This window comes from Zoogloea sp. (assembly GCF_041904905.1).
Taxonomy (GTDB): Bacteria; Pseudomonadota; Gammaproteobacteria; order Burkholderiales; family Rhodocyclaceae; genus Zoogloea.
Map to the genome: position 1 here is coordinate 1 of NZ_JAYRMI010000020.1, position 23316 is coordinate 23316.

Genomic DNA, 23316 nt, shown 5'->3' on the forward strand with positions numbered 1-23316 from the left:
GGCCCGCTTGGGTCGAGCGCAATCGATTGTGTCGGTCGGGGCCGTGTGTTGCCCCCAGCCGACACGGGTCACCCGAACTGTCGCCGGAACCACCCCACGCCGATCCCGAAGATCGTCACCCCGATGCCGCCCATCGCCAGCACCGAATCCCACAGCAGATCCATCCCCGCGCCCTTGAGCAGGATGCCGTAGGCGGCGTCGAGGTAGTAGTGCAGCGGCGAGACGCTGGCCGCCAGGCGCATCCACGGCGGCATGGCCTCGAGCGGGGTCCACGCGCCGGAGAGCAGCAGCATGGGCATCAGGATCACGATGGTCAGCATGCCCACCTGGGCCAGGTTGCGGGCGAAGGTGGCCGCCAGCAGGCCCAGGCCGGCGGTGGTGAACACGTACAGCGCGGAGATCAGGAAGAAGGCCGCCAGGCTGCCGCGCATGGGCAGGTCGAACAGCGGGCCGAGCACGCCGAACAGGGCGATGGCGGTGCCGGCGACGATGGCCAGGGTCATCGCGATGACCTTCGGGAAGAGGATCTGGAAGGGCGAGAGGGGGGTGACCATCAGCTGCTCGATGGTGCCGCGCTCCTTCTCGCGCACCATCGCTGCCGCCGGCAGCAGGATCGAGAACAGGGTGACGACGGTGAGCAGCTCGGAGATGCCCATGAACCACGGGTCGTACTGGTTGGGGTTGTACCAGATGCGGGGCTCGGCATCGATCAGCGGACCGCCGGCGCCGGCGAGGCCCTCCCGCAGCAGGGCCGCCTCGCTGGCGTACTTGCCGACGATCTGGGCCGCGTAGCTGGAGGCGAGGAAGCCCAGCACCGAGTTGGTGGTGTCCACCTGGATCTGCACCGGCACCTGCTCGCCGCGGGCGAGGCGCTCCTCGAAGCGCGGCGGGATGTCGAGCACCGCCATGGCGTCGCCCCGGTCGAGCAGCTTGAGGCTGGCGTCGGGGCTGGCGGCTTCGCCGGCCGGCTTGAAGTAGGGCGGCTGGAAGCGGCTGGCCAGCTCGCGGGAGGCGAAGCTGCGGTCGTTGTCGAGCACCGCCAGCGCGGCATTGCGCAGCTGCATCGACACGCCGGAGGCGGCCACGTAGATGTCGCCGGTGAAGCTGTAGAGGAAGAACACCATCAGCGCGGTGTCGCGGAAGAGCTGGAGCAGCTCCTTCCAGGTCATCACCCGCAGGCGCCGCAGGCCGGCGATGGAGAAGAAGCCTTTCATGATTTCGGCCGCTTGGAGAACAGCAGGTAGCCGATGGCGAACAGCCCCACCGCGTAGCCGGCCAGCACCAGCGCGTCGGGCCACAGCTGGGCGGCGCCGGCACCCTTCAGGAAGCAGTCGGTGACGATCCGGCCGTAGTACATCGGCGGCATGGCGTGGGCGATCAGCGAGGCGCTGGGCGACAGCGACGACAGGGGCAGCAGCAGGCCGGAGTAGAGCACCGCCGGGATGATGGTGACGATGCTGGTGATGATCATCGCCGCCACCTGGGTCTGCACCAGCATCGAGATCACCAGCCCGAAGCCGGTGGTGCACACCACGTAGATCAGGCTGGCGAGGGTGAAGAACAGCGGGTCGCCCTTGAACGGAACCTGATACACCCCCAGGCAAAGCAGCCACAAAATGAACCAGTTTGCCGCCGAGATGAGCACGTAGGGCGCCAGCTTGCCCAGCAGGAACTCGCCCGGCGAGACGGTGGAGGAGTAGATGTTGAAGATCGAGCCGGATTCCTTCTCGCGCACCACGCCCAGGGCGGTGAGGAAGGGCGGCGACAGCATCATGATGAGCATGATGAGCTTGGGCGCCATCGACCAGATGCTCTTGATGCTCTGGTTGTAGAGGTAGCGCACCTCCAGCTTCACCGGCTGGACGCGGGCGCGGGCTTCGGCCAGGGGCACGCCGCGGGTGGCCGACAGGGCCTGGGCCATGTTCTCGGCGCTCACCGCGGCGTTGATGGCGGCCACGTAGCCCTGGGTGGTCTGGGCGCGCATCGGGAAGGTGCCGTCGATGATGACCTGCACCGGCGCCGCCTCGCCGCGGGCCAGCCGCTCGTGGAAGCGCGGCGGGATCACCAGCGCCACCCGCACCCGGTTGTCGGCCAGCAGGCGGTCGATGACCCGCTCGTCGTCGGCGTAGCCCTTGAAGTCGAAGTAGCGCGACGAGATGAAGCGGTAGGCGTAGTCGCGGCTGGCGGGGGTGCGGTCGTGGTCCACCACGGCGAAGGGCAGGTTCTCCACGTCGAGGGTCAGCCCGAAGCCGAAGACCAGCATCAGCATGGGCGGCACGATGAAGGCGAGGGCGAAGAACAGCCGGTCGCGGACGATCTCCCGCCACTCCTTCCAGGCCAGCGCGACGATCCGCTTGAGGTTCATGGCGCGCCTCGCTGGGCGGCTTCGAGGGCGCTCACCCGATGGACGAACACGTCCTCCATCGACAGCGGGCGGGGCTGCGCCGACTGCAGCTTCACCCCGGCCGCGGCCAGGATGCCGGGCAGCCGGGCGAGGTCGGCATCGGCGGCGGCGGACAGCAGGTGCACCGCCCGGCCGTGGAGCGCGGCGCTGGCAAAGCCGGCGGCGACCAGGGCCGCCTGGGCCGGCACGGGCCGGTCGACGCGCAGCTCGAGGAGCTGGCCGGCCTCGGCGACGACGGCCTGCTTCATCGCTTCGGGCGAGGCATCGGCCACCACCTTGCCGGCGAACATCAGCGCCAGGTGGTCGCAGTGCTCGGCCTCGCCCATGTAGTGGGTGGTGACGAGGATCGCCACGCCCTCGCGCCGCGACAGGTGGAACAGGATGTCCCAGAACACCCGCCGGCCAATGGGGTCGACGCCCGAGGTGGGCTCGTCGAGGAACAGCACCTGGGGCCGGTGCACCAGCGCGCAGCCCAGGGCGAGGCGCTGGCGCAGGCCCATCGGCAGGCGGCCGGCGGCGTCGTTCTCGAAGCCGGCGAGGCCGGCCATGCCGATCACCCAGTCGGTGCGCTGGCGGGCGGCGCGGTCGTCCAGGCCGTAGATGCCGGCGTAGAGGCGGATGTTCTCCACCACCGAGAGGTCGTGGTAGAGCGAGAAGGCCTGGCTCATGTAGCCGATGCGTTCCTTGATCGCCCAGCCGGCGCTGCGCATGTCGGCGCCCGCCACCATCCCGAAGCCCGACGAGGGCTTGAGGATGCCGGTGAGCATCTTGATGACCGTGGTCTTGCCGGCGCCGTTGGCCCCCAGCAGCCCGAAGATTTCGCCCTGAGGCACCCGGAAGCTCACCGCGTCGGCGGCGCGGAAGTCGCCGAACACCCGGGTCAGCTCGCGGGCCTCGATGGCCGGGGCGCTGGCGGTGTGGGGCGCCGGGAGGTCGTCGCGGAGCGTCGAGTCGAGCCGGGCGCCGCGCTGGCGCAGCATGGCCACGAAGACGTCCTCCAGCTCGGGCTCGCGGGCGAACCAGTCGGTGAGGCGGATGCCGGCGAGGCAGGCGTCGATCTCGGCCCGGGCGGCTTCGGCCGCCAGCCCTTCGGCGAACACCCGCAGCCAGCTTCCCATCGCCTCGGTCTGGGCAAAGCGGGCCTTGAGGCGCGGCAGGGCGTCGGCCTGGGGTTCGGCGCGGAACAGGGCCAGGGTGCCGGGCACGATGGCGACCAGCTCGGCTGGCGTGCCTTCGCCCATCACCTTGCCCTCGTGGAACAGGGACACCCGATGGAAGCGGTCGGCCTCGTCGAGATAGGCGGTGGACACCAGCGCGGTGATGCCTTTCTCCTCCAGCAGCCGGCCCAGGATGGCCCAGAAATCGCGCCGCGACACCGGGTCGACCCCGGTGGTGGGCTCGTCGAGGATCACCAGATCGGGCTCGTGGATCAGCGTGCACACCAGCCCCAGCTTCTGCTTCATGCCGCCGGAGAGCTGGCGCATGGGGCGGTGGCGGAAGGCGTCGAGGCGGGTCATGCCCAGCAGCACGCGCTTGCGTTCGGCCAGCACGTCGGCCGGCACCAGACGCAGGCGGCCAAAGAAATCCACGTTTTCGTCGATGGAGAGGTCGGGGTACAGGTTGAGCCCCAGCCCCTGGGGCAGAAAGCCGATGCGCTGCTTGACCCGCTCGGCGGCGCGGGCCGAATCGATGCGGGTGCCGAAGACGTCCACCGTGCCGCCGTCGAAGGCCAGCACGCCGGCCACCGCCTTCATCAGGCTGGATTTACCGGCCCCGTCGGCGCCCACCAGACCGTAGATCTCGCCGTGCTTCACGTCGAGGGTGAGCCCGTCGGCGGCCACGCGGCGGCCGTAGCGCTTGACGAAGCCTTCGACGCGGATGGCGGTCTCGGCGGTCATGGCGGTCATGGCGGCGGGGGGCTTACCAGCGCGGGGCCTGCCAGGGCACGCCGTCCTTCCAGCGGATCACCGCGTCGGCCGGCACGCCGGGGCTGAGGCGGCGCTCGGGGTTGGCGTCGAGATACAGGCGCACGGCGTAGCTGAGCTTGACCCGCTCGTCGGGGGTCTGGACCTCCTTGGGGGTGAACTCGGCCTGACTCGCCACGTAGCGCACGGTGGCCGGGAAGGTCTGGCCGGGGAAGGCGTCGGTGTAGACCTGCGCCGGCAGGCCCAGGCGCACCTGACCGATCTGCTTCTCGGGCACGTAGACCTTGAGGTAGAGCTTGTCGAGATCGACGATGTCGAAGATCGGGGTGCCGGCGGCCACCACCTCGCCGGTGTCGCGCAGGCGCGACAGCACGGTGCCGGCGGCCGGGGCGCGGATCACCAGGTCGTCCACCAGGCTGGCGACCTCCTTGGCCGCGGCCTGGGCTTGGCGCAGCCCGGCTTCGAGGGCGGCGATGTCGTTCTCGCGGGCGCGCACCTTGTCGCGGCCCAGGCGCGACGACGAGGCGGCCTGCTCGGCCTGGCGCAGGTCGGCGCCGGCGGCGGTGAGGGCGAGGCGGGTCTGCTCGGCGCGGCGAGGCTCGACGGTCCCGCGGGCGGCGAGCTCGTCGAAGCGCTTCGCGTCGCGGGCGGCCTGGGCTTCGGCGGCGCGGGCCCGGGCCACGGCCGCGTCGGCGCTGGCTTCGGCCAGGGGCACCTCGCGGCGGGCGATGTCGAGCTGGCTGCGGGCGGCCTGGAGCTGGGCGGCGATCGTGGCGACGGCGGCGTCGGCCTGCAGCTGGCGGGCGGCGAGCTGGGTGTCCTCCAGCCGCGCCAGCACCTGCCCGGCGGCAACGCCGGCGCCTTCGCGCACCTCCAGCCTCGCGATGCGGCCGGCGAGCTTGCTGGCGACGGTGGTGTGGTCGCCTTCGATACGGCCGTTGGCCTGGATCAGCCCCTCGGGCAGGGCGTGGCCGCCGGAGAAGGTGTGCCACGCCCACAGGCCGCCGGCCGCGAGGGCGGCCACCGTGGCGGCAACGATGAGCTGGGTCTTGTCGAGACGCATGGCGGGGCTCCTCAACCTGGAAACGGAAGTTGGACGTGTCTGATGGTGGGGCTGCGCGGGACGCTGGCGCGGAGCGACAAGGCCGGGCGCCCGCGCAGGGCGGCCCGCGGAGGCGTCGCGCGCGCGCTGCCGGGGTGAGGCTTGGCGACGGCGTGATAAGGCGAGTTCATGCGGTGCTTGAGGTGTCGGGAAGCGGTCAAGGTCCGTTTCCGGTTCTACAGCTCGCCGACGGCCTTCCTCAGCCGCAGGCGGGCGAGGTGGAGGTCGTAGTGGGCGTTCAGGTGGTTGTAGTCGGTGAGGCTGCGCAGGGCCTCGGCGTCGAGCACTTCGGTGTGGGTGCCCACGCCGTTGCGGTAGCGGTCGCGGGCCACCCGCAGGTTCTCGTCGGCCTGGCCGACGGCGGTTTCGGTGGTGGCGAGGCGGCGGGCGGCTTCGTCGGTGGCGAGCCATTCGCGGCGTACTTCGAGCTCGATCAGGCTGGCAGCGTCGGTCTGGCGTTCGCGGGCGGCGCGGGCGCGGGCGCGGGCGGCGTCGGCCCGGTGCCGCAGCAGGCCGCCGTCGAAGAGCTGCCATTCCACGCCGACGGCGATCTGGGCCACGTCCTGGCGCACGCGGTAGCGGTTGTCTTCATGCAGGGCGGCGGCCGACAGCCCGACCTGGGGCCTCAGGCCGGCGCGTTCCTGGTCGGCTTCGCGGTCGGTGACCTCGGCCTGGGCGCCTAGCAGGGCCAGCTCGGGGCGCAGGCTGCGGGCGCGGCTGGCGAGGGCGGCAAGGTCGCCGGGCGGGGTGTCGGGCGCGGGGGGCTCGGTGAGGTCGACCGGGGCATCCAGCGGCCGGCGCAGCAGGCGGTTGTAGGCGGCGTCGGCGAGCTGGGCGGCGTTGCCGGCCTGGGTGAGGCGCTGGGCGGCGTCGGCCCGGGCGACGGCCACCGAGAGGATGTCGTTGCGGGCGACGAGGCCCTGCTTGCCCAGTGCGGCCACGTCGGCGGCGTGGGCGTCGAGGGCGGCGAGGTGGTGCTCGGCCGCGCGCTGGGCCCGGCGGGCGCGCAGCACGTTGAGGTAGGCCTCGGCCACGTCGAGCTTGACGGCCTGTTCGCTGCGGGTGCGCTCGAAGCCGCTGGCGGCGACGCCGGTCTCGGCCGCCGCCACCGCGGAGGCGATGCGCCCGCCGGTGTAGACCGGCAGCGTGGCCTGCAGGGCGTGGGTGGCGTAGCTGCGCTCCTGCAGCGGCATCTGGCTGGGCAGGGCGATGCCGGGGATGGCGGGAAAGTCGATGCGCGCGGCGGGCTCGTTGCTGAGCACGGTGTAGCGGCTGCTGGCGGTGGCGCGGGGCAGGGCCAGCGCCCGGGCGGCGTCGCGGGTGGCGCGGGCGGCGTCGGCATCGGCGTCGGCGGCGCGCAGGCGGGCATCCACGGCGAGGGCGTCGCGCCAGGCGTCGGCGAGGGTTTCGGCGGCGAGGAGCGGTGCGGAGGGGAGGGGGAGCAGCAGGGCGGCGAGGAGGGCGAGCATCCGCGCCGGGGTGGGAGGGCCGGGTGGGGTGTGGCTTTCGGCGACGGTGTCGAGCATGTCTTGCTCCGTCCGGAAAGTTAATGACTCTTTGGTCAGTAAGTTACACGCAAGCGCTTGGCCCGGCATTGCGCCAGATCAAAAGGCCATGCCGCGAGGGGGTAGAATCCGGCTCCCTGCTCCGTTCCTGCCGCGCCTGCGGATCGCCGTCATGATGCCTGCCCCTCACCTGAAATACCTCGCCGGCTATCCGCCGCATCTGGTCGGGCAGGTGGGCGAGGTGCTGGCCCGGGGCGAGCTGGGCGGGCTGCTGCTGGAGAAGTATCCCCGCCCCCACGCGGTGCGCAACGACGGGGCGCTGTACGACTTCGTGGGCGAGCTGAAGGCGCGCTACCTGCGCAACGCGCCGCCCCTGGCGAAGGTGGCGTGGGACGGCAAACTGCAGAACATCCAGAACGCGCTGGGCACCCACACCCGGGTGGCGCGGGTGCAGGGCGGCAAGCTGCGGACGAAGCGGGAGATCCGCATCGCCAACCTGTTCCGGGCGGCGCCGGAGGAATTCCTGCGGATGATCGTGGCCCACGAGCTGGCCCACCTGAAGGAGCCCGAGCACGACAAGGCGTTTTACCAGCTGTGCTGCCGGATCGAGCCGGCCTATCACCAGCTGGAGTTCGACGTGCGGGTGTGGCTGTGCCTGGTGGAGACGACGGGGGCGACGCTGTGGGCGCCGCCGGGCGCGAACCCGACGGCGGGGTGAGGCGGCTGCGGCTTACAGGGCGAGACTGCCCTTCAGCTTGTCGAGGAGCTTGGCGCCGACGCCCTTGACGGCCAGCAGGTCGTCCACCTGCTTGAAGGGGCGGCCGGCGACGATGGCGGTGGCGACGGCCTTGGGCAGCCCCTTGACGGCGGCCAGCTCGGCTTCGCTGGCGGTGTTGATCGACACCTTGCCGGCTTCGGCTTTGGGGGCGGCTTTCGGGGCGGCCTTCTTCGCGGCGGGCTTCCTGGCCGGCCTGGCGGGGGCGGCGGGCTCGACTTCGGCAACCGGGGCGGCTTCGGCGGCCCAGCTGACGGGCAGCGGGAAGTCGGTGAAGTCGCGGGTCACGTGGCCGGCGGCGGTCCATTCGCGCAGCAGCAGGGCGACGTGCCAAGTGCCGGCCGGGCGGGCGGCCAGGGGCAGGTCGAAGGCGAGCTGCTGCCAGCCCTGCTGGCCGCTCAGGCTGCCCAGGAAGACGCCGGCGAGCTGCACGCCGTCGGTGTCGCCACGGTCGGCGAATGGGGCGGGCAGGGCCCACAGCTCGACGACGAGGCTGCCGCTCAGGTTGTCGGCGGCGCGGGGGTTGTCGATGCCGTCGACGGCGATGCGAACCTGGCCGTCGCCCAGGGTGAAGCCGGCCGTGCCCTGCAGGCGGGGCTGGGCGAACTGCTCGGGCAGCGGGAAGTTGGCGAAGTCGGCGACGCGGCCGTCGGTGCCGTCGGCGAGCACCAGCACCATCGCGTGCCGGGCGTGGCCGGCGGGCGGGAAGGCGGCGGCGCTGGCGCTGACCCGGCCTTCGGTGCCAACCGCCACTTCGGCCACCTTGGTGCCGCGCACCGGCTGGGCGTCGAGGGGGGCGTCGCAGGCCCACAGCTGCAGGGCCCAGTTGCCGGCCACGTCGCCCAGGAGGTCGGCGTTGAGCTGCACGCGGTCGCCGTCGAAGGCGTAGCCGTGGTCGGCGCCAAGACGCAGGGCGCCGGGCAGGTGGGCGGAGGGGGCGTGGAGGGTGTGGCGGGTCTGCATCGGGGGCACCTGCGGGAGTCGGGGCGGCGATTCTGCAGGCGGGCCGATGGCAGCGTCAATCGTTGGCCGATTGAATTTTTGGATGCTTCAAGAAGGGGCGTGAAACCGGCGAAACCCGCACCAATACTGGGATTGCACCTGTTTGGTGCGGGTTTTGCCGGGGCGTTGTCGGGTTTGCTTCAAAGCAGCACGATGTCGAACTGCTCCTGCCCGTAGCTGGCCTCGGGGTGCAGCGAGACGGTCTTGCCGATGAAGTCGGAGAGCATCGCCAGGGACTGGGATTCTTCTTCCAGGAAGAGGTCGATCACGGTGGGCGAGGCGAGCACGCGGAACTCCTTGGCGTTGAACTGGCGGGCTTCGCGCAGCAGCTCGCGGAGGATTTCGTAGGCCACGGTGCGGGCGGTCTTCACTTCGCCCCGGCCGTTGCAGGTGGGGCAGGGTTCGCACAGCAGGTGGGCGAGGGATTCCCGGGTGCGCTTGCGGGTCATCTCGACCAGGCCCAGCGACGTGAAGCCGTTGACCGTCATCTTGGTGTGGTCGCGGGAGAGCGCCTTGCGGAACTCGTCGAGCACCGCGGAGCGGTGTTCGGCGCTTTCCATGTCGATGAAGTCGACGATGATGATGCCGCCCAGGTTGCGCAGGCGCAGCTGGCGGGCGATGGCCTGGGCGGCTTCGAGGTTGGTCTTGAAGATGGTGTCGTCGAAGTTGCGGGCGCCCACGAAGCCGCCGGTGTTTACGTCGACGGTGGTCATCGCCTCGGTCTGGTCGATGATGAGGTAGCCGCCGGACTTGAGATCGACCCGGCGGGCGAGGGCTTTTTCGATCTCGGCCTCGACGCCGTGCAGGTCGAACAGCGGCCGCTCGCCGGTGTAGTGGTCGAGGAGCGGCGCCACCTGGGGCATGTACTCGCTGGCGAAGGCCATCAGCTTCTGGAAGTTCTCGCGGGAGTCGGCCACGATGCGCGAGGTGGCGTCGGTGACGAAGTCGCGCATCACCCGCTGGGCGAGGTTGAGATCCTGGTACAGCACGCTGGGCGGGAAGGCGCCGACGGTGCGGTTGCGGATCTCGGCCCACAGCTTGCGCAGGTAGGCGATGTCGGCGGCAAGTTCGTCGTCGGTGGCGTACTCGGCCATGGTGCGCACGATGTAGCCGCCCTTCTCGTCGGGGGGCAGCAGGCGGCTCACGCGTTCGCGCAGGGCCTCGCGGCCGGCCTCGTCGCCGATCCGCTGGGAGATGCCGATGTGCTTGTCCTGGGGCAGGTAGACGAGCATCCGGCCGGCGATGGAGATCTGGGTGGAGAGCCGGGCGCCCTTGGTGCCGATGGGGTCTTTCAGCACCTGCACCATGAGGTTCTGGCCTTCGGCGAGGATGCGCTCGATGGGGCGCGGGGCGTCGCCGGTGTGGCGGTCGGTCCAGATGTCGGCGACGTGGAGGAAGGCGGTGCGCTCCAGGCCCACGTCCATGAAGGCCGACTGCATGCCGGGCAGCACCCGCACGACCTTGCCCAGGTAGATGTTGCCGACGATGCCGCGGCTGGCGGTGCGCTCGACGTGCACTTCCTGGACGACGCCCTGCTGCATGAGGGCGACGCGGGTTTCCTGGGGGGTGAAATTGATGAGGTACTCGTCGGACATGGTGGCGGAGGCAAATGGTGATGGGTGAGGGCCGGCTGGGGGGGCCTTCACCGATCGCCACTCGTCCGGCGGCAGGGCGGGCGTCTGTCCGATGGGGCGTCATGGCGCCCCGGTTGTGGGTGTCGTCTCCTCGTCAGGCGTGCCGGCTGGGGGCCGGCGGGCGGTCACAGAGGATAGCCGAATTCCTGCAGCAGGGCGCCGGTCTCGAAGAGCGGGAGGCCCATGATGCCGGTGTAGCTGCCGCGGATCTCCTCGATGAACAGGGCGGCGCGGCCCTGGATGCCGTAGGCGCCGGCCTTGTCGGCGGCCTCGCCGGTGGCCACGTAGTAGCGGATCTCGTCTTCGGAGAGGGGGCGGAAGCGCACCTCGCTGGCGGACAGGCGGGTCTCGAAGCGCAGCCCGTCGCTCACCACCACCGCGGTGAGCACCCGGTGGGTGCGACCGGACAGGCGCTGGAGGATCGCCACGGCGTGTTCGCCGTCTTCGGGCTTGCCGATGATCTCGCCGTCCAGCTCGAGGGTGGTGTCGGCGGCCAGCAGCAGGCGGCTGGGCAGCTCGCGCCAGCGCATCCGCTGCACGCCGCCGGTGGCCTTGGCGTTGGCGACGCGCTGGACGTAGGTGACCGCGTCCTCGCCCGGGAGCACGTCTTCGGCGATGTCGTGATCGTTGCGGCCGGGGCCGCGGAACAGCAGGGGCTCGAAGTGGACGTGGATCTGCTGGAGCAGTTCGCGCCGGCGGGGGCTGTTGGAGGCGAGGTAGATCATGGGGCGGCGATGCGTGAAGGGTGGGTGGCGGGATGCCCGGCCGGACCGCCTTGCGCCTTATGCAAAACCGGTTGCGGGCCAGCCGGAAGGATAAAGCCAAACGCCGCCGGGCGGGCGCCCGGTGTCGGCCTTCACGTGCCGCCCGTCACTCCCGGTGATAGGGGTGGTTCTTGAGCACGCTCCAGGCCCGGTAGACGGCCTCGGCGAGCATCACCCGCACGAGCGCGTGGGGCAGGGTGAGGCTGGAGAGGCGCATCGTCTCGTGGGCGGTGGCCTTGAGGGAGGGGTCGAGCCCGTCGGGCCCGCCGACGATCAGGGCCACGTCGTCGCCGCTGTCCTGCCAGCGTTCGAGGCGTCGGGCGAGGGCCTTGGTGGTGAGGTCTTCGCCGCGTTCGTCGAGGATCAGGCGGCGGCAGCGGGGCGGCAGGGCGGCTTCGATGCGGGCGGCTTCGGCGGCCATCATGGCCTCGACCGTCTTGCCGGTGGTGCGGGGTTCGGCCTTGACCTCGACGAGCTGGAGGGGCAGCTCCCGGGGCATGCGTTTGGCGAAGTCGTCGAAGGCGGTGTCGACCCACCCGGGCATGCGCGTGCCGACGGCGACCAGGAGCAGCTTCACGGGGGGCTCAGGCGTGGAGGGCGGCGCGGGGGCGGGACGGCCGCGCCGGGGTGGCGGACCACAGTTCCTCGAGGTTGTAGTAGCTGCGCACCGCGGGTTGCATGATGTGCACGACGACGCTGCCCAGATCCACCAGCACCCATTCGCCGCTGCCTTCGCCTTCGATGCCGACGATCTCGATGCCGGCTTCGCGGGCCTTGTCGGCCACGTTGCGGGCCAGGGCGCGGGTCTGGCGGTTGGAGTCGCCGCTGGCGATCACGACGCGCTCGAAGAGGGCGCTGACGCGGGTGGTGTCGATGACCTGGATGTCCTTGGCCTTGATGTCTTCGAGGGCGGAGACGACGAGTTGTTCGAGCTGGGTGATGTCCATTGAGTCAGAGGTAGAGTTGATGCCGGGAAATATAGTCAACAATCGGCGGGGGGAGCAAATAGCGCAGGCTCAGGCCGGCCGCCGCGCGGGCGCGGATGTCGGTGGCCGAGATGGCCATGGGAACGGTCTCGAAGGTGACGATGGCGCCGGCCGGGGCGCTGCCGAGGGCTGCCGGGCCGGCCCGGTGGCGGGCGACCAGATCGGCCAGCGCCGGGGGCATCTGCGCCGCGTCGAGGGTGTAGCCGGGGCGGCTGGCGATGGCCAGGTGGGCGAAGTCGAGCAGTTCGGTCCAGCGCCGCCAGGTGGGCAGGCCGAGGAAGGCGTCGACGCCCAGCAGCAGCACCAGTGGCTGAGCGGAGCCGAGTTCGGCGCGCAGGCGTTCGAGGGTGAGGATGGTGAAGCTGGCCTGGGCGGCGGCGACTTCGGCCGGGTCCACCTCGAAGGCGGGGTTGTCGGCGGTGGCGAGGCGGGCCATCGCCAGGCGGTGCTCGCCGCTGGCGCCGGGCGTGGCCCGGTGGGGCGGCTGGCCGGCGGGGATCAGGCGCACCCGGGCCAGCCCGAGGGCTTCGCGGGCGGTTTCGGCCAGGCGCAGGTGGCCCAGGTGGATCGGGTCGAAGGTGCCGCCGAACAGGCCCAGGGGGCCCGCCGGGTCAGTCCTGCTCATCGGGGGCGATCTTGCCGAAGACGTCGGTGGTGTTGGCGTAGAGGCTGGCGAACACCACCGGCATGAAGACCAGCGGGAAGGCCAGGGCGGCCAGGCTGCCCAGCACCGGCAGGGCGAGGTCGAGCACGATCACGACCAGGCTCGCGGCCTGGGTGACGAGCATCAGGCTCAGGCCGTACACCAGGAAGGCGCGCCAGTTGCGCAGGCAGGCCACGTAGCTGAAGAACAGCGCCTTGACGGCCGGCACCTTGCCCCAGGCGGCCAGCAGCGGGGCGAACCAGTAGGCCATCGCCAGCGGGGTGAAGCCGAGCAGGGTCACCAGCACGGCGAGGCCGAAGCCGGGGTGGGCGTCGAGCGTCTCGCCCGCCGTGGCCTTGCCCTGCAGGATGTCCACCAGCCGGTCGCCCATGCCGGGGTCGATCAGCATCGAGATGCCGACCAGCGCGAGGGTGCACAGGAAGTTGATGCCGCCGATCTTGACGAGTTCGGGCAGCTGCTGGCGAAAGCCCGAGAACAGCACTTCGGGCCCGACCTTGCGGCCGTCGGCGACGGCCTTGCAGCCGTTGTAGATGCCCAGCACCAGGGCCGGCGTGGTGAGGGAGATGACGATCGGCCCGATGAAGGGGACGATGAACATCACCAGCTGGATGAAGGAGTAGGCCATCACCAGGAAGGTGATGAGGGCCGGGTTGCGTTTCCAGATCGCGAAGCCGTCGACGATCCAGGCCCAGCCGCGCCGGGCGGGAAGGGTGCGCGCCTGCACGGGTTTACTCCGGCGTGGCTTCGGGCTGCGCGGCCGGCGGCAGGGCCGGGCGTTCGCCGAAGACGTCCTGGAAGGAGGCGTAGAGGGTGCCGGCGAGCACCGGGATGAGCACCAGCACCCCCAGCCCGGCGGGCAGCATCGCCACCCAGATCAGCACGTAGATCAGCACCCCGAGCACCACGAAGGCCCCGAAGTTGTTGAAGCACGCGGTGAGGGAGAGCTTCATCGCATCCAGCGGCGGGGTGTCGCGCAGCACCACCAGCGGCGCCGCAAACCACAGGGCGGTGATGAGCAGCACCCACAGCACCGAGAACACCACGCTGCCCAGCACCACGCCGCTCACCAGGCCCAGCCCGAGGCCGGCCAGCGCGCCGAGGATGTAGCCGGTGAGCAGCGCGCCGCCGCCCACCACCACCGACACGAAGCCGGCCACGAGGCCCCCGAGCAGGTAGAACACGCCCACCAGGGCGAGGTTGCCGGCGTGCACCTTGAGCCCCGCGGCGAGGTGATCGACCCGCAGCGGCTGGCCCTGGGCGAGGGCGTGGCAGCCCAGCACCATGCCGGCGACCATGATGGGGAAGCCGATGAGCACCACCGCCCAGCCCAGCAGGGGCACCAGCCCGAGCACGAAGAGCATCACGATGAAGATCACCGCGATGGCGATCCATACGCCGGGGCTCTGCATGAAGAAGGACCAGCCGGCCTTCAGCCACACCAGGCTTTCGGCGGGGGATACGTGGCGCGGCTGGGGGTGCCGGGCGCTGCTGTACGGGTGGGGTGCCGGAGGGGCCGGTTCGGTCATGTCGGGGTTGCGGAAAACAGGAATACGGGACGAAAAATCAGCATGTTGCGCCGCGGTGAAATGCTAGCCCAAATTGACGGCGGTGTTCAAACCGCCGATCGGCTTGCGATCCGATTTCACACCGGCAGGGCGGGCAGCGCGGGGTCGGTGGCGCGTTGGTGGAGGATGCGCCGGTACTCGCCCGGGTCTTTCACCAGCACCATCTCGCCGGCCCGCGGGCGGTGGAAATCCTCCAGCCGCGACAGCCAGAAGCGCAGCGCGGCGGCGCGCAGCATGGCCGGCCAGGCGGCCCGCTCGGCGGCGGTGAAGGGGCGCGATTCGGCATAGCCTTCGAGGAGCGCGGAGGTAAGCGCAGGATCGAGGCGGCCGTCGGCGTCGGCGCACCAGTCGTTCGCGGTGACGGCCACGTCGAACAGCAGGGCGTCGACCCCGGCGAAGTAGAAATCGATGACGCCGCCGACGAACTCGCCGTCCCACAGCACGTTGTCGCGGAACAGGTCGGCGTGGATCACGCCCTGGGGCAGCTTCTTCAGGTCGAAGCCGGCCTGGAAGACGAGTTCGGCGTCGAGTTCGACCTGCTCGTAGGCCGACAGGTGGGGGCGCACCCGCTGGGCGCAGTCGCGGCGCCAGTCGGCGTTGCGGGGGTTGGCCTGCTTGCGGCCGAAGTTGACGCCGGCCAGATGCAGCCCGGCCATCATCGCTCCGATGCGCCGGCAGTGGGCCGGGCCGGGGTTCATCTCGGACTTGCCCGAGAGCCGCGCCACCAGCACCGCCGGCTTGCCGGAGAGGGTGCCCAGGTATTCGTTGTCGCGGTTGGCCACCGGCGCGGGCACCGGCAGGCCGTGGCGGGCCAGGTGGGCCATCAGGTGCAGGTAGAAGGGCAGCTCGGCCCGGGGCATCGTCTCGAACAGGGTGAGCACGTAGCGGCCCAGGCTGGTGGTGACGAAGAAGTTGCTGTTCTGCACGCCGGCAGAGATGCCCTGCAGGTTTTCGAGGCGGCCGATGGCGTAGTTGCGCAGCCAGTCGGCAAGCTCGGATTCGGTGACGGGAGTGAAGACGGACATGGTGGCGGGAGCTTACATCAATCGGTGGCGGTAGAATGCCCTTCCCCGCTCCATCCGCCGCACCGCCATGTCCCTCATGCTCAACGCCCCCCAACGCGAAGCCATCCATTACCTGGATGGCCCCTGCCTGGTGCTGGCCGGGGCGGGGTCGGGCAAGACCCGGGTCATCACCCAGAAGATCGCCTATCTGGTGAACGACTGCGGCTTCAACCCCCACGCCATCGCTGCGATCACCTTCACCAACAAGGCCGCGAAAGAGATGCTGGAGCGCATCGCCAAGCTGATGGGCGGGCGGGCCGCCAAGGGGCTGACGGTGTGCACCTTCCACGCGCTGGGCGTGCGCATCGTGCGTCAGGAGGCCCAGCTCCTGGGGCTCAAGCCCCAGTTCTCGATCCTCGACGCCGGCGACACCACCCAGATCATCGCCGAGATGACCGGCAACACCGACAAGAACCGCGCCAAGGCCCTGCAGTGGCAGATCTCCAGCTGGAAGAACGCGCTCGTCGAACCCAACGAGGCCGCCCACCTCGCCAACGACGAAGTCTCCGCCGCCGCCGCGCTGCTCTACCGGGATTACGACAAGACCCTGCGGGCCTACCAGGGCGTGGATTTCGACGACCTGATCCGCCTGCCGGTCAAACTCTTCGACGAGCACCCCGAGGTGCGCGAGCGCTGGCAGAACCGCCTGCGCTACCTGCTGGTGGATGAATACCAGGACACCAACCGCGCCCAGTACCGGCTGCTCAAGCTGCTCACCGGCGTGCGCGCCGCCTTCACCGCGGTGGGCGACGACGACCAGGCCATCTACGCCTGGCGCGGCGCCGACATCGAGAACCTGCGCCAGCTGCCGGTGGATTTCCCGAGCCTCAAGGTCATCAAGCTGGAGCAGAACTACCGCTCCACCACCCGCATCCTGCACGCCGCCAACACGGTGATCGCCAACAACGAGAAGCTGTTCGACAAGAAGCTGTGGTCCGAGCACGGCGCCGGCGAGCCGGTGACGGTGGTGGCCTGCCAGACCCCCGAGCACGAGGCCGAATCGGTGGTGATGAAGCTGGTCGCCCACAAGTTCGAGCACCGCACCCACTTCAAGGATTACGCCATCCTCTACCGGGGCAACCACCAGGCGCGGCTCTTCGAGCAGCAGCTGCGCAACCAGAAGATTCCCTACGCCATCTCCGGCGGGCGCAGCTTCTTCGAGAACGCCGAGATCAAGGATCTGTGCGCCTACCTGCGCCTGATCGCCAACGAAGACGACGACCTGGCCTTCATCCGGGCCATCACCGTGCCCCGCCGGGGCATCGGCGCCGCCACCATCGAATCCCTCAGCCACTACGCCAGCAACCGCAACATCAGCCTGTTCACCGCGGTCTTCGAGGAGGGCGTGACCGAGCACGTGGCGGCGCGCCAGCTGGAGGGGATGCGGGAGTTCTGCCACTTCATCAACCGCATCACCCACCGCGCCCCGCGGGAGCCCGCCGGGCCGGTCATCAACGACCTGCTCAAGGCCATTGGCTACGAGGCGTGGCTGTACGAGAGCTGCGAGCCCCGCGAGGCCGAAACCAAGTGGAGCAACGTGAGCGACTTTACCGGCTGGCTGGTGCGCAAGGGCGAGGAGGACGGCAAGACCCTCACCGACATGATCCAGACCATCAGCCTCATCACCATGCTCGACAAGGACGACGAGGAGCTGGATCAGGTGCAACTGGCCACGCTGCACGCCTCCAAGGGGCTGGAGTTCAAGCACGTGTTTCTGGTGGGGGTGGAGGAGGGGCTGCTGCCCCACCAAAGCTCCATCGACGAAGACAAGATCGAGGAAGAGCGGCGCCTGATGTACGTGGGCATCACCCGCGCCCAGCGCAGCCTGTCGATCAGCTACTGCGAGCGCCGCAAGGCCGGCCGCGAGGTGCGCACCTGCGACCCCTCGCGCTTCATCGACGAGATGGGGATGGAAGGCATCCGCCGCAGCGACCGCAAATCCGCCGAGCCGGTGAGCAAGGAAGACGCCCGCGCCCGCATCGCCAACCTGCGCGCGATGCTGGGCAACAAGCCGGGGACGATCGGCTGAGGGGTGCCGGTGGTGTCGGGTTACGCCTTTCAGGCTAACCCGACCTACTTTCAGGATGCGCTGAGTGCCGTTCGGGTGGTGTCGGGGTGGTGGTGTCGGGTTACGCCCTGGTGGGCTAACCCGACCTACTTTCAGGATGGTGGGATGTAGGTCGGGTTAGCCTGAAAGGCGTAACCCGACACTCCACGATACTTTCAGGATGCTCGGACGATAGGTCGGGTTAGCGCAGCGTAACCCGACACCACTGTCGTTGTGAGCAGGAGGCGAAGGATATGTAGGTCGGGTTAGCCCGTAGGGCGTAACCCGACACCACGGACTCAAGGCGCCGGCGATCCGTCCTTCTGGTACTTGGGCGAACGCGGCCCGTACAGGATGCCGTTGGGCTGGCCGGCGGAGAGCAGGCGGTTGGCGGTGATGCCGGCGATCGGGTGGCCGCGGTTGCTCAGGGTGTCGGCGATCTGGGTGATCACCGCCTTCAGCAGCAGGCCCACCACGCCGCCGCTCGAGTTGTTGTTGCCCTCTTCGCTCGACGCGGTGGCGCTGCTTTCCCACAGGGTGGCGCCGCTGCGCAGATCAACCAGCTTGGCCTCGGCGGAGACGCGGGTCTCGCTGGAGACGATCATGTACTTGGTGCCGTAGTGGGTGACCTTGATGTACAGGGCCGCGTCGGCGCCGAAGATCTCGCGCAGTTTCTTGAGGGGCACCTGCTGGATGTCGGCCGGTGCGGTGAGGCCGTTCTGGCGGAACGCCTCGTCCACCAGGGTGACCGGCAGCACGTAGTAGCCGGATTCGGCCAGCGGCAGCGTGGACTGGGCGTACATGCTGTAGGTGGCGTTCACATCCGGCGAATCGTTGAGCGGCGGCAGCACCAGGATGGACTTGGGGCGGCTCTCGCGGAAGGCGGTGTAATCGTAGCCGGGCTGGGTGGCGCAGCCGGCCAGCAGCAGCACACCGACGGCCAGCAGGGCTCGGTGGAGTCGAAGCAGGCGGGTCATGGGCGGGCCTCGGCGGGTTTGCGTTCAAACTTCTTCAGGATGAAATCCATGAAGGGTGCGCTCTCGGGGAACTGCTGCTTCTCGGCTTCGAGGTTCTGGGCCAGCCGGTCGGTCTGGCCGGCCTGACCGTAGAGCATGGCCAGATGGGCCTGAAAGCCCGGCGGCAGGGCCTGGCCCCTGGCGCGGGCTTTCTCGCGCAGGGCCTCCAGGGCCTGGATCTGCTCCTGCGCGCCCTTGGCGTTCTGGAAGTAGCTGTAGGTGAGGCCGGGGTAGTCGCCCCAGTAATAGAGCGGCTGGGGGCGGGTGGCACAGCCGGCAAGCAGGCCGACGGCCAGCGCGGCCAGCGCCAGCCGGCCCCGGGGGGCGGAAAGGTGTCGCATGGTCTTCGATTCCGCCTGCGATCAGTCGGCCAGACGCAGCGCGCCGGATTCCACGCCGCCGACCAGGTTGTCCACGGCCTCGCGGATGGCCAGATCGAGCACCTTGCCGTTGAGGGTGGAGTCGTAGCTGGCGGTGCTGCCAAAGCCCACCACCTCGCGGTTGGAGAGGCTGTATTCGCCGGCACCCTGGGCGGAGTAGACGACCTCGGAGGTCTTCACATCCACCACATTGAGAGCCACCTTGGCGTAGGCCACCTGCTGCTTGCCGCGGCCGAGGATGCCGAACAGCTGGTGATCGCCCACTTCCTTGCGGCCAAACTCGGTCACGTCGCCGGTCACCACGAAGCGGGCGCCCTTGAGCTTCTGCTCCACCTTGTTGAGGGCGGCCTCCTGCTTGATCTCGGACATGTTCTCGCGCTCCAGCACGTTGAAGCGGTTGGTCTGCTGGAGGTGGGTGATGAGGATGGTCTTGGCCTGGCTGCCAAGGCGATCCACGCCATCCGAGAAGATGCCGCGCATGAAGCTGGAGCGGTTGTCGAACTTGCCCACCGAGATGGGCGTGCGCGCGCCGGTGTAGGCGCGGGCAGCTGCGGCCGGCTTGGCAACGGCCACGGTGCGGGATTCTTCGGTGGCGGCACAGCCGGCCAGAATGCCGGCAGCGGCGACGGAGGCAACGAGGGCGAGGGTCTTTTTCATGCGTGAGCCTGCTAAGGGAGGTGTATAGGCAGGCTGGCATTATACACAGCGAAATGTGTCCGGCATGGAGCGGAAGCTTCGATGTGCGGCGGGCGGGGCTGGACAGGCGGGCAGGGGATGGCGCCTGGTGCGTCCTGACGGAGTCGAACCGCCGACCTCCACGATGTCAACGTGGCGCTCTAACCAACTGAGCTAAGGACGCGAGGGGGAATGGAGCGGCAGAAGAGTCTCGAACTCTCGACCTCAACCTTGGCAAGGTTGCGCTCTACCAACTGAGCTACTGCCGCTCGAAAGAATGCTGCGCGATGCTTGGCGGAGTGGACGGGACTCGAACCCGCGACCCCCGGCGTGACAGGCCGGTATTCTAACCGACTGAACTACCACTCCGCGTCGGCGCCCAGGCGCCGCAACCGGCGTCGGGATCTTCACTTACCTTGGTGCCCAGGAGAGGACTCGAACCTCCACGGAGTTACCCGCTAGTACCTGAAACTAGTGCGTCTACCAATTCCGCCACCTGGGCAGGCGGTGAAGGGCGCGAATAATAACCAAGGTTTTGCGGGAGCGCTAGTGCCCGGTGAAAAAATATCGTCGTAGCCCCGAAAAAGTCCGGGGCTGGGCTGGGCGAGTTGGTGTTGAAGCGAAGTGAGTTCAGGTTCGAGACGAACTTGCTCAACTCAAAGATGAACAGGCTCAGGTACGGGAGGAACGCGTTCGGGGTAAAGCGGAACCCGCTCAAGTTCGGGATGAAGTGGTCCGGCCAAGAGCCGGGCAACTTCCATTTCGAGCGGAGCGCGCTTGGGGCAAAGCCCTGCATGTTCAAGTCCCGGCCGGGTTCGTTCAAGTCAAAGCCCAACCTGTTCCGGTTGGCGGCGAGCGGGTTCGGGTCCAGGCCGGGCAATCCCCGGTCGGGGGTGGATTCGGCCCGCTCAATGCGGGGCAAGCCCCGGTCCGGGATGGCCCGGCCCCGCTCCGCGCCCATCCCGCCTCGCTGCTGACGGGGCGAGTTACTTCGCCGAGCCGTCGCCGCCGCCCTTGCGCCGGCCCTGGCCCGCAAAACGCACCGCTGCGTGGGCTGAGAATTCATCCAGCACCGCCCCCTTGCCGGCCGCCTTGGCAAAGCGGTAACCGTCCAGCGCCGCGCGGTAGATGTCGCTGCCCAGCGCCATCTCGGTGTCCTCCGCCCGATTCATCAGTGCTGCCAGCCGCGCAAACACCGGCCGCAGCTGATCCAGCGCCTTGATGTCGGCCTCGAACTCCCGCAGGCTGAAAGTGCCCGGCATCACCTCCGGATTCAGCGCCAGCACGTCATACGCCTTGCGCGCAAACATCTCCGACTTCGGCCCCATCTTCGCCAGCTCATGCCGCTCCGCCACCGACAGCGAAATCAGGCCGTCGAGGTTCTTCTCCAGCACCCCCAGCGCGCCATGTACTTCCTTCAGCTGTTCGGCCGAGAGTTCAAGGGAAATCAGGTTCTGAAACATGCTCCGCTCCTATGTGCTTGTGGTGTTGATATGGCAAGTGCGAAAATCGCGAAGCGGATTCTCGGGGGGAGGGTGGGGGATGTCAAATGGTTTTTGAGAGTGAGGGGCTGTTGGGGGGGCTTGGTGGTGGTCCGAGAGAGATGCTTTCCCAGTAAGTAGGGGTTTAATAAGAAGCTGGATTGAGCCACTTCTTCCGGCTGCTTGTCGGCCTGGACGGTCATTAGTAACCTGCTCGACTGCGCTCGCGATTGGTGGGCAGTAGCTGTGAGCCAGGAATCCGCTTATAACGAGTGTTTTGACAGGTTAATCGGTCTGAAGCGAGCTTCGAATTCGTTAGGCGACTAGCCCTTGCGGCAAGCACTTTCACTGATGTTCGTTCCAAATCCGTAGGAGATAATTTATGAATTTAGTTGTTCATAGCGTCCAATTCGACAATATTATTCGAAGCACATTTATTAGTGCGCAAGCGGACTACAGATTTGCGTTGGAGAAATTGGTCCCTCTTATCGGGCGACTGGATATCCAGCGCGAGGTTCAAAATCCAAAGTTCTACGACCGTCTGGCAAAAGATATCGTAGGCGGTTGCATTATGCCGCCGCTCACACTCGCGATCGTCGATGGGGGGGCTGCAAGCCCTGCGAGCGCAGAGGACGCAAGGGGTTTTATAGCTGAGAGAATTGACGAGTTTTTCGTCCTTGATGGGATGCAGCGACTTAACACTATCGATCGTGCGTACAAGCGCTCTTCGCAAGAATTTCCGTTAGATCGGCCGGTGTTTCTTAATATTTTAATATGCCACTCTATGGATCTGCTTCTCTATAGAATGATTACGCTAAACAATGGACAGAAGCCGATGACTGCACGTCATCAGATTGAGATTGTTGCGTCAAATATCTATGATTTCGACGATGCTGGAATTAACGTTCAGGCGGAAAAGCGCGCTGCAGGCCAAAAAAGAAAGCGCGGGGCATTTAAGAAAGCTGATCTTATTAAGGCGTATCTCGCCTTTTTGAGCGAAAGTGTTAATGTGGATAACGACAAGATCATTCAAGAGAAAATGGATGAACTTCTGGCATCAAAAATTATGAATTCCGATCTCACGTCCACAAAAAATAGCTTTGAAGACGTTATGCGTCAAATTGAGCGGCTTTACGGTTTCGTGGAAACACGTGATTGGATAATGGGTCAGAATAATATCATTGGGTTCTGCGCTGGGGCGCGTAAGTCTGTTCAAAGTATCGCAGAGCTTTGCGATAAGGATCTCGTTGAATCGATATTGGTATTTGAGTCAGCGTTCTCTGGGATTAATGTATCAAAGATCAAGTTAGGGAATGCACGCAGAAAGGCTGTCAAGCATTTTTGCGAAAATATTCAGAGAATGATAAAGCTAGATTCTGAAGAAATACTTGATGAGATTAGTCAAGAAATTTGATATATGTTCTCGAATGGCTACATCTCGGTTAGCAATGCGATCTCTTGGCGTGATGAGGAGCGATCGAAACAGCTTCCGTTGCACTCAAGAAGCCCCATTTCTCAGGTGCTATTTAGAACGCTATTGGGAGGGGTGAAGATTGAGCTCCCTGGGGGAAGAAGCGCACTGCAGAATTGCAACTTTTTTGTATTAGATTTCCCAGCGACGCAAGGGTTCTCTCTTGGGGCGGATATTTTGCGTGCTTTTCCTGGGTTGGGGGTGCAAGACCGGAATGGAAATTTCCTCTCTTATACGATAGTGCGGTCTTTGGGTAATTTCTTTAATGCAGTAGGGACTAACAAGGGTTTCTTTGAAGTCTTGTTGAATGAGGTTGCGAGGTCTTTTGTTGCGTCGAAAAACGGCAACGACCTATCTGGATTCGTTTATATTTATCGCGCTCTGGAGCATATGAGCTATGCCTTGCCTTTTTTTCACGCCCGCCATGCGACAAACTACATAAAGGCATTCAACGATTTGAGGAATTTGATTGCTTCTGGCGATGGTGAATTAAAGTTTTGCGATAAATTCATTAAAAATATTTTCGGTCAAGATCCTGTATTTAAAGGTTATAAGTATAAATTGAAATTCGATCCAGTTTATTCTTCTGGGTTTGAGAAGTATATAAAAGAAATCCATTCAAGATGTTGTGTGGTGTCTGCAGGTGGTGTGGAGGTTGAGTTTCTGAAAGCATTTGGTTTTTTAGTTGATGTTAGAAATAAATTCTTTCATCATCTTTCAGGAAGTAATCAAAGTGCGTCTTCGAAAGAAATTGTTGATGCGGACGCTTTCTTTCGCCCAATAAATGAAGTTGCATGGTCGATTGTTGCTCTTGTGCTCGGGAGAATGATTGCGGCAGAAATATAGCGGCTCTGGT

Annotated in this window: 22 protein-coding genes and 4 tRNA genes; 4 read left to right on the forward strand and 22 right to left on the reverse strand. The window is 67.0% G+C overall.

The genetic code is table 11. The features are described 5' to 3' along the window. Positions 1–68 precede the first annotated feature (68 nt). The 5 genes from ACE3N6_RS07715 to ACE3N6_RS07735 form a co-directional block, all read right to left on the reverse strand. Entirely contained in the window at positions 69–1214 is a 1146-nt protein-coding gene (locus ACE3N6_RS07715; RefSeq protein ID WP_374244604.1) for an ABC transporter permease, read from the reverse strand. Continuing rightward, entirely contained in the window at positions 1211–2365 is a 1155-nt protein-coding gene (locus tag ACE3N6_RS07720) for an ABC transporter permease (protein ID WP_374244605.1), read from the reverse strand. The genes ACE3N6_RS07715 and ACE3N6_RS07720 overlap by 4 nt, the downstream gene beginning before the upstream one ends. Then, on the reverse strand, positions 2362–4311 hold the full coding sequence (locus tag ACE3N6_RS07725; RefSeq protein WP_374244606.1) for an ATP-binding cassette domain-containing protein: 1950 nt from the start codon (positions 4309–4311) through the stop codon (positions 2362–2364). The genes ACE3N6_RS07720 and ACE3N6_RS07725 overlap by 4 nt, the downstream gene beginning before the upstream one ends. Positions 4312–4324: 13 nt before the next feature. Continuing rightward, complete coding sequence (locus tag ACE3N6_RS07730; protein WP_374244607.1) at positions 4325–5392, reverse strand: HlyD family secretion protein; 1068 nt, start codon at positions 5390–5392, stop codon at positions 4325–4327. 215 nt (positions 5393–5607) lie between these two features. Continuing rightward, the gene (locus ACE3N6_RS07735; RefSeq protein WP_374244608.1) at positions 5608–6957 is read right to left on the reverse strand and encodes a TolC family protein; all 1350 of its coding nucleotides are present in this window, start codon (positions 6955–6957) and stop codon (positions 5608–5610) included. Positions 6958–7108: 151 nt separating this feature from the next. On the opposite strand from ACE3N6_RS07735, the gene ACE3N6_RS07740 reads away from it, so the two are divergent. Then, the gene (locus tag ACE3N6_RS07740; protein ID WP_374244609.1) at positions 7109–7654 is read left to right on the forward strand and encodes a YgjP-like metallopeptidase domain-containing protein; all 546 of its coding nucleotides are present in this window, start codon (positions 7109–7111) and stop codon (positions 7652–7654) included. Between the two features lie 12 nt (positions 7655–7666). On the opposite strand, the gene ACE3N6_RS07745 is transcribed toward ACE3N6_RS07740, so the two are convergent. The 9 genes from ACE3N6_RS07745 to ACE3N6_RS07785 form a co-directional block, all read right to left on the reverse strand. Further along, the gene (locus ACE3N6_RS07745) at positions 7667–8674 is read right to left on the reverse strand and encodes a ComEA family DNA-binding protein (RefSeq protein WP_374244610.1); all 1008 of its coding nucleotides are present in this window, start codon (positions 8672–8674) and stop codon (positions 7667–7669) included. A gap of 179 nt (positions 8675–8853) precedes the next feature. Further along, the gene (gene rng, locus ACE3N6_RS07750) at positions 8854–10308 is read right to left on the reverse strand and encodes a ribonuclease G (RefSeq protein ID WP_374244659.1); all 1455 of its coding nucleotides are present in this window, start codon (positions 10306–10308) and stop codon (positions 8854–8856) included. Positions 10309–10472: 164 nt separating this feature from the next. Beyond that, positions 10473–11072 (reverse strand): nucleoside triphosphate pyrophosphatase, encoded by a 600-nt coding sequence (locus ACE3N6_RS07755; RefSeq protein ID WP_374244611.1) that lies wholly within the window; start codon positions 11070–11072, stop codon positions 10473–10475. Positions 11073–11217: 145 nt separating this feature from the next. Beyond that, positions 11218–11688, reverse strand: coding sequence for a 23S rRNA (pseudouridine(1915)-N(3))-methyltransferase RlmH (gene rlmH / locus ACE3N6_RS07760; RefSeq protein WP_374244612.1), 471 nt, complete (start codon positions 11686–11688; stop codon positions 11218–11220). Between the two features lie 7 nt (positions 11689–11695). Then, positions 11696–12058, reverse strand: a complete 363-nt coding sequence (gene rsfS, locus ACE3N6_RS07765) for a ribosome silencing factor (protein WP_374244613.1) — start codon at positions 12056–12058, stop codon at positions 11696–11698. A 4-nt stretch (positions 12059–12062) separates the two neighbouring features. Beyond that, positions 12063–12722, reverse strand: coding sequence for a nicotinate-nucleotide adenylyltransferase (gene nadD / locus ACE3N6_RS07770; protein ID WP_374244614.1), 660 nt, complete (start codon positions 12720–12722; stop codon positions 12063–12065). Further along, positions 12709–13485 carry a BPSS1780 family membrane protein gene (locus ACE3N6_RS07775; protein ID WP_374244615.1) on the reverse strand — a complete coding sequence of 259 codons (777 nt, stop codon included), beginning with the start codon at positions 13483–13485 and terminating at the stop codon, positions 12709–12711. Before ACE3N6_RS07775 ends, nadD begins: the two co-directional genes overlap by 14 nt. 4 nt (positions 13486–13489) lie before the next feature. Continuing rightward, complete coding sequence (locus tag ACE3N6_RS07780; protein WP_374244616.1) at positions 13490–14287, reverse strand: BPSS1780 family membrane protein; 798 nt, start codon at positions 14285–14287, stop codon at positions 13490–13492. A gap of 116 nt (positions 14288–14403) precedes the next feature. Then, positions 14404–15351 carry a homoserine kinase gene (locus tag ACE3N6_RS07785; RefSeq protein WP_374244617.1) on the reverse strand — a complete coding sequence of 316 codons (948 nt, stop codon included), beginning with the start codon at positions 15349–15351 and terminating at the stop codon, positions 14404–14406. Positions 15352–15418: 67 nt separating this feature from the next. Between ACE3N6_RS07785 and ACE3N6_RS07790 the strand changes: the two genes are divergently transcribed. Next, complete coding sequence (locus tag ACE3N6_RS07790) at positions 15419–17419, forward strand: UvrD-helicase domain-containing protein (protein ID WP_374244618.1); 2001 nt, start codon at positions 15419–15421, stop codon at positions 17417–17419. Positions 17420–17736: 317 nt separating this feature from the next. On the opposite strand, the gene ACE3N6_RS07795 is transcribed toward ACE3N6_RS07790, so the two are convergent. From ACE3N6_RS07795 to ACE3N6_RS07830, 8 genes are all read right to left on the reverse strand, one after another. Then, on the reverse strand, positions 17737–18414 hold the full coding sequence (locus tag ACE3N6_RS07795) for a DUF799 domain-containing protein (RefSeq protein ID WP_374244619.1): 678 nt from the start codon (positions 18412–18414) through the stop codon (positions 17737–17739). Beyond that, a complete protein-coding gene (locus tag ACE3N6_RS07800; RefSeq protein ID WP_374244620.1) occupies positions 18411–18794 on the reverse strand; it encodes a DUF4810 domain-containing protein in 384 nt (127 codons plus the stop codon). Before ACE3N6_RS07800 ends, ACE3N6_RS07795 begins: the two co-directional genes overlap by 4 nt. A 21-nt stretch (positions 18795–18815) precedes the next feature. Continuing rightward, the gene (locus ACE3N6_RS07805; RefSeq protein ID WP_374244621.1) at positions 18816–19490 is read right to left on the reverse strand and encodes a CsgG/HfaB family protein; all 675 of its coding nucleotides are present in this window, start codon (positions 19488–19490) and stop codon (positions 18816–18818) included. A gap of 125 nt (positions 19491–19615) precedes the next feature. Then, a tRNA-Val gene (locus tag ACE3N6_RS07810) sits at positions 19616–19692 on the reverse strand. Positions 19693–19701: 9 nt separating this feature from the next. Then, positions 19702–19777 (reverse strand) — tRNA-Gly (locus tag ACE3N6_RS07815). 23 nt (positions 19778–19800) lie between these two features. Continuing rightward, a tRNA-Asp gene (locus tag ACE3N6_RS07820) sits at positions 19801–19877 on the reverse strand. A gap of 48 nt (positions 19878–19925) precedes the next feature. Beyond that, positions 19926–20010 (reverse strand) — tRNA-Leu (locus tag ACE3N6_RS07825). A gap of 484 nt (positions 20011–20494) precedes the next feature. Next, positions 20495–20971 (reverse strand): hypothetical protein, encoded by a 477-nt coding sequence (locus tag ACE3N6_RS07830; RefSeq protein WP_374244622.1) that lies wholly within the window; start codon positions 20969–20971, stop codon positions 20495–20497. A 400-nt stretch (positions 20972–21371) separates the two neighbouring features. On the opposite strand from ACE3N6_RS07830, the gene ACE3N6_RS07835 reads away from it, so the two are divergent. Further along, a complete protein-coding gene (locus tag ACE3N6_RS07835) occupies positions 21372–22403 on the forward strand; it encodes a hypothetical protein (RefSeq protein ID WP_374244623.1) in 1032 nt (343 codons plus the stop codon). Positions 22404–22535: 132 nt separating this feature from the next. Further along, positions 22536–23306 carry a hypothetical protein gene (locus tag ACE3N6_RS07840; RefSeq protein WP_374244624.1) on the forward strand — a complete coding sequence of 257 codons (771 nt, stop codon included), beginning with the start codon at positions 22536–22538 and terminating at the stop codon, positions 23304–23306. Positions 23307–23316: the final 10 nt, after the last annotated feature.

What these genes read in the sequence shown, in the direction of transcription:
- ACE3N6_RS07790 (WP_374244618.1), top strand. Translation starts at nt 15,419, where the DNA reads ATGTCCCTCATGCTCAACGCCCCCCAACGCGAAGCCATCCATTACCTG.
- ACE3N6_RS07830 (WP_374244622.1), bottom strand. Translation starts at nt 20,971, where the DNA reads ATGTTTCAGAACCTGATTTCCCTTGAACTCTCGGCCGAACAGCTGAAG.
- ACE3N6_RS07730 (WP_374244607.1), bottom strand. Translation starts at nt 5,392, where the DNA reads ATGCGTCTCGACAAGACCCAGCTCATCGTTGCCGCCACGGTGGCCGCC.
- ACE3N6_RS07805 (WP_374244621.1), bottom strand. Translation starts at nt 19,490, where the DNA reads ATGAAAAAGACCCTCGCCCTCGTTGCCTCCGTCGCCGCTGCCGGCATT.
- ACE3N6_RS07740 (WP_374244609.1), top strand. Translation starts at nt 7,109, where the DNA reads ATGATGCCTGCCCCTCACCTGAAATACCTCGCCGGCTATCCGCCGCAT.
- ACE3N6_RS07835 (WP_374244623.1), top strand. Translation starts at nt 21,372, where the DNA reads ATGAATTTAGTTGTTCATAGCGTCCAATTCGACAATATTATTCGAAGC.
- ACE3N6_RS07755 (WP_374244611.1), bottom strand. Translation starts at nt 11,072, where the DNA reads ATGATCTACCTCGCCTCCAACAGCCCCCGCCGGCGCGAACTGCTCCAG.
- ACE3N6_RS07795 (WP_374244619.1), bottom strand. Translation starts at nt 18,414, where the DNA reads ATGACCCGCCTGCTTCGACTCCACCGAGCCCTGCTGGCCGTCGGTGTG.
- ACE3N6_RS07720 (WP_374244605.1), bottom strand. Translation starts at nt 2,365, where the DNA reads ATGAACCTCAAGCGGATCGTCGCGCTGGCCTGGAAGGAGTGGCGGGAG.
- ACE3N6_RS07715 (WP_374244604.1), bottom strand. Translation starts at nt 1,214, where the DNA reads ATGAAAGGCTTCTTCTCCATCGCCGGCCTGCGGCGCCTGCGGGTGATG.
- ACE3N6_RS07780 (WP_374244616.1), bottom strand. Translation starts at nt 14,287, where the DNA reads ATGACCGAACCGGCCCCTCCGGCACCCCACCCGTACAGCAGCGCCCGG.
- ACE3N6_RS07735 (WP_374244608.1), bottom strand. Translation starts at nt 6,957, where the DNA reads ATGCTCGACACCGTCGCCGAAAGCCACACCCCACCCGGCCCTCCCACC.
- ACE3N6_RS07800 (WP_374244620.1), bottom strand. Translation starts at nt 18,794, where the DNA reads ATGCGACACCTTTCCGCCCCCCGGGGCCGGCTGGCGCTGGCCGCGCTG.
- ACE3N6_RS07745 (WP_374244610.1), bottom strand. Translation starts at nt 8,674, where the DNA reads ATGCAGACCCGCCACACCCTCCACGCCCCCTCCGCCCACCTGCCCGGC.
- rng (WP_374244659.1), bottom strand. Translation starts at nt 10,308, where the DNA reads ATGTCCGACGAGTACCTCATCAATTTCACCCCCCAGGAAACCCGCGTC.
- nadD (WP_374244614.1), bottom strand. Translation starts at nt 12,722, where the DNA reads ATGAGCAGGACTGACCCGGCGGGCCCCCTGGGCCTGTTCGGCGGCACC.
- ACE3N6_RS07785 (WP_374244617.1), bottom strand. Translation starts at nt 15,351, where the DNA reads ATGTCCGTCTTCACTCCCGTCACCGAATCCGAGCTTGCCGACTGGCTG.
- ACE3N6_RS07725 (WP_374244606.1), bottom strand. Translation starts at nt 4,311, where the DNA reads ATGACCGCCATGACCGCCGAGACCGCCATCCGCGTCGAAGGCTTCGTC.
- rsfS (WP_374244613.1), bottom strand. Translation starts at nt 12,058, where the DNA reads ATGGACATCACCCAGCTCGAACAACTCGTCGTCTCCGCCCTCGAAGAC.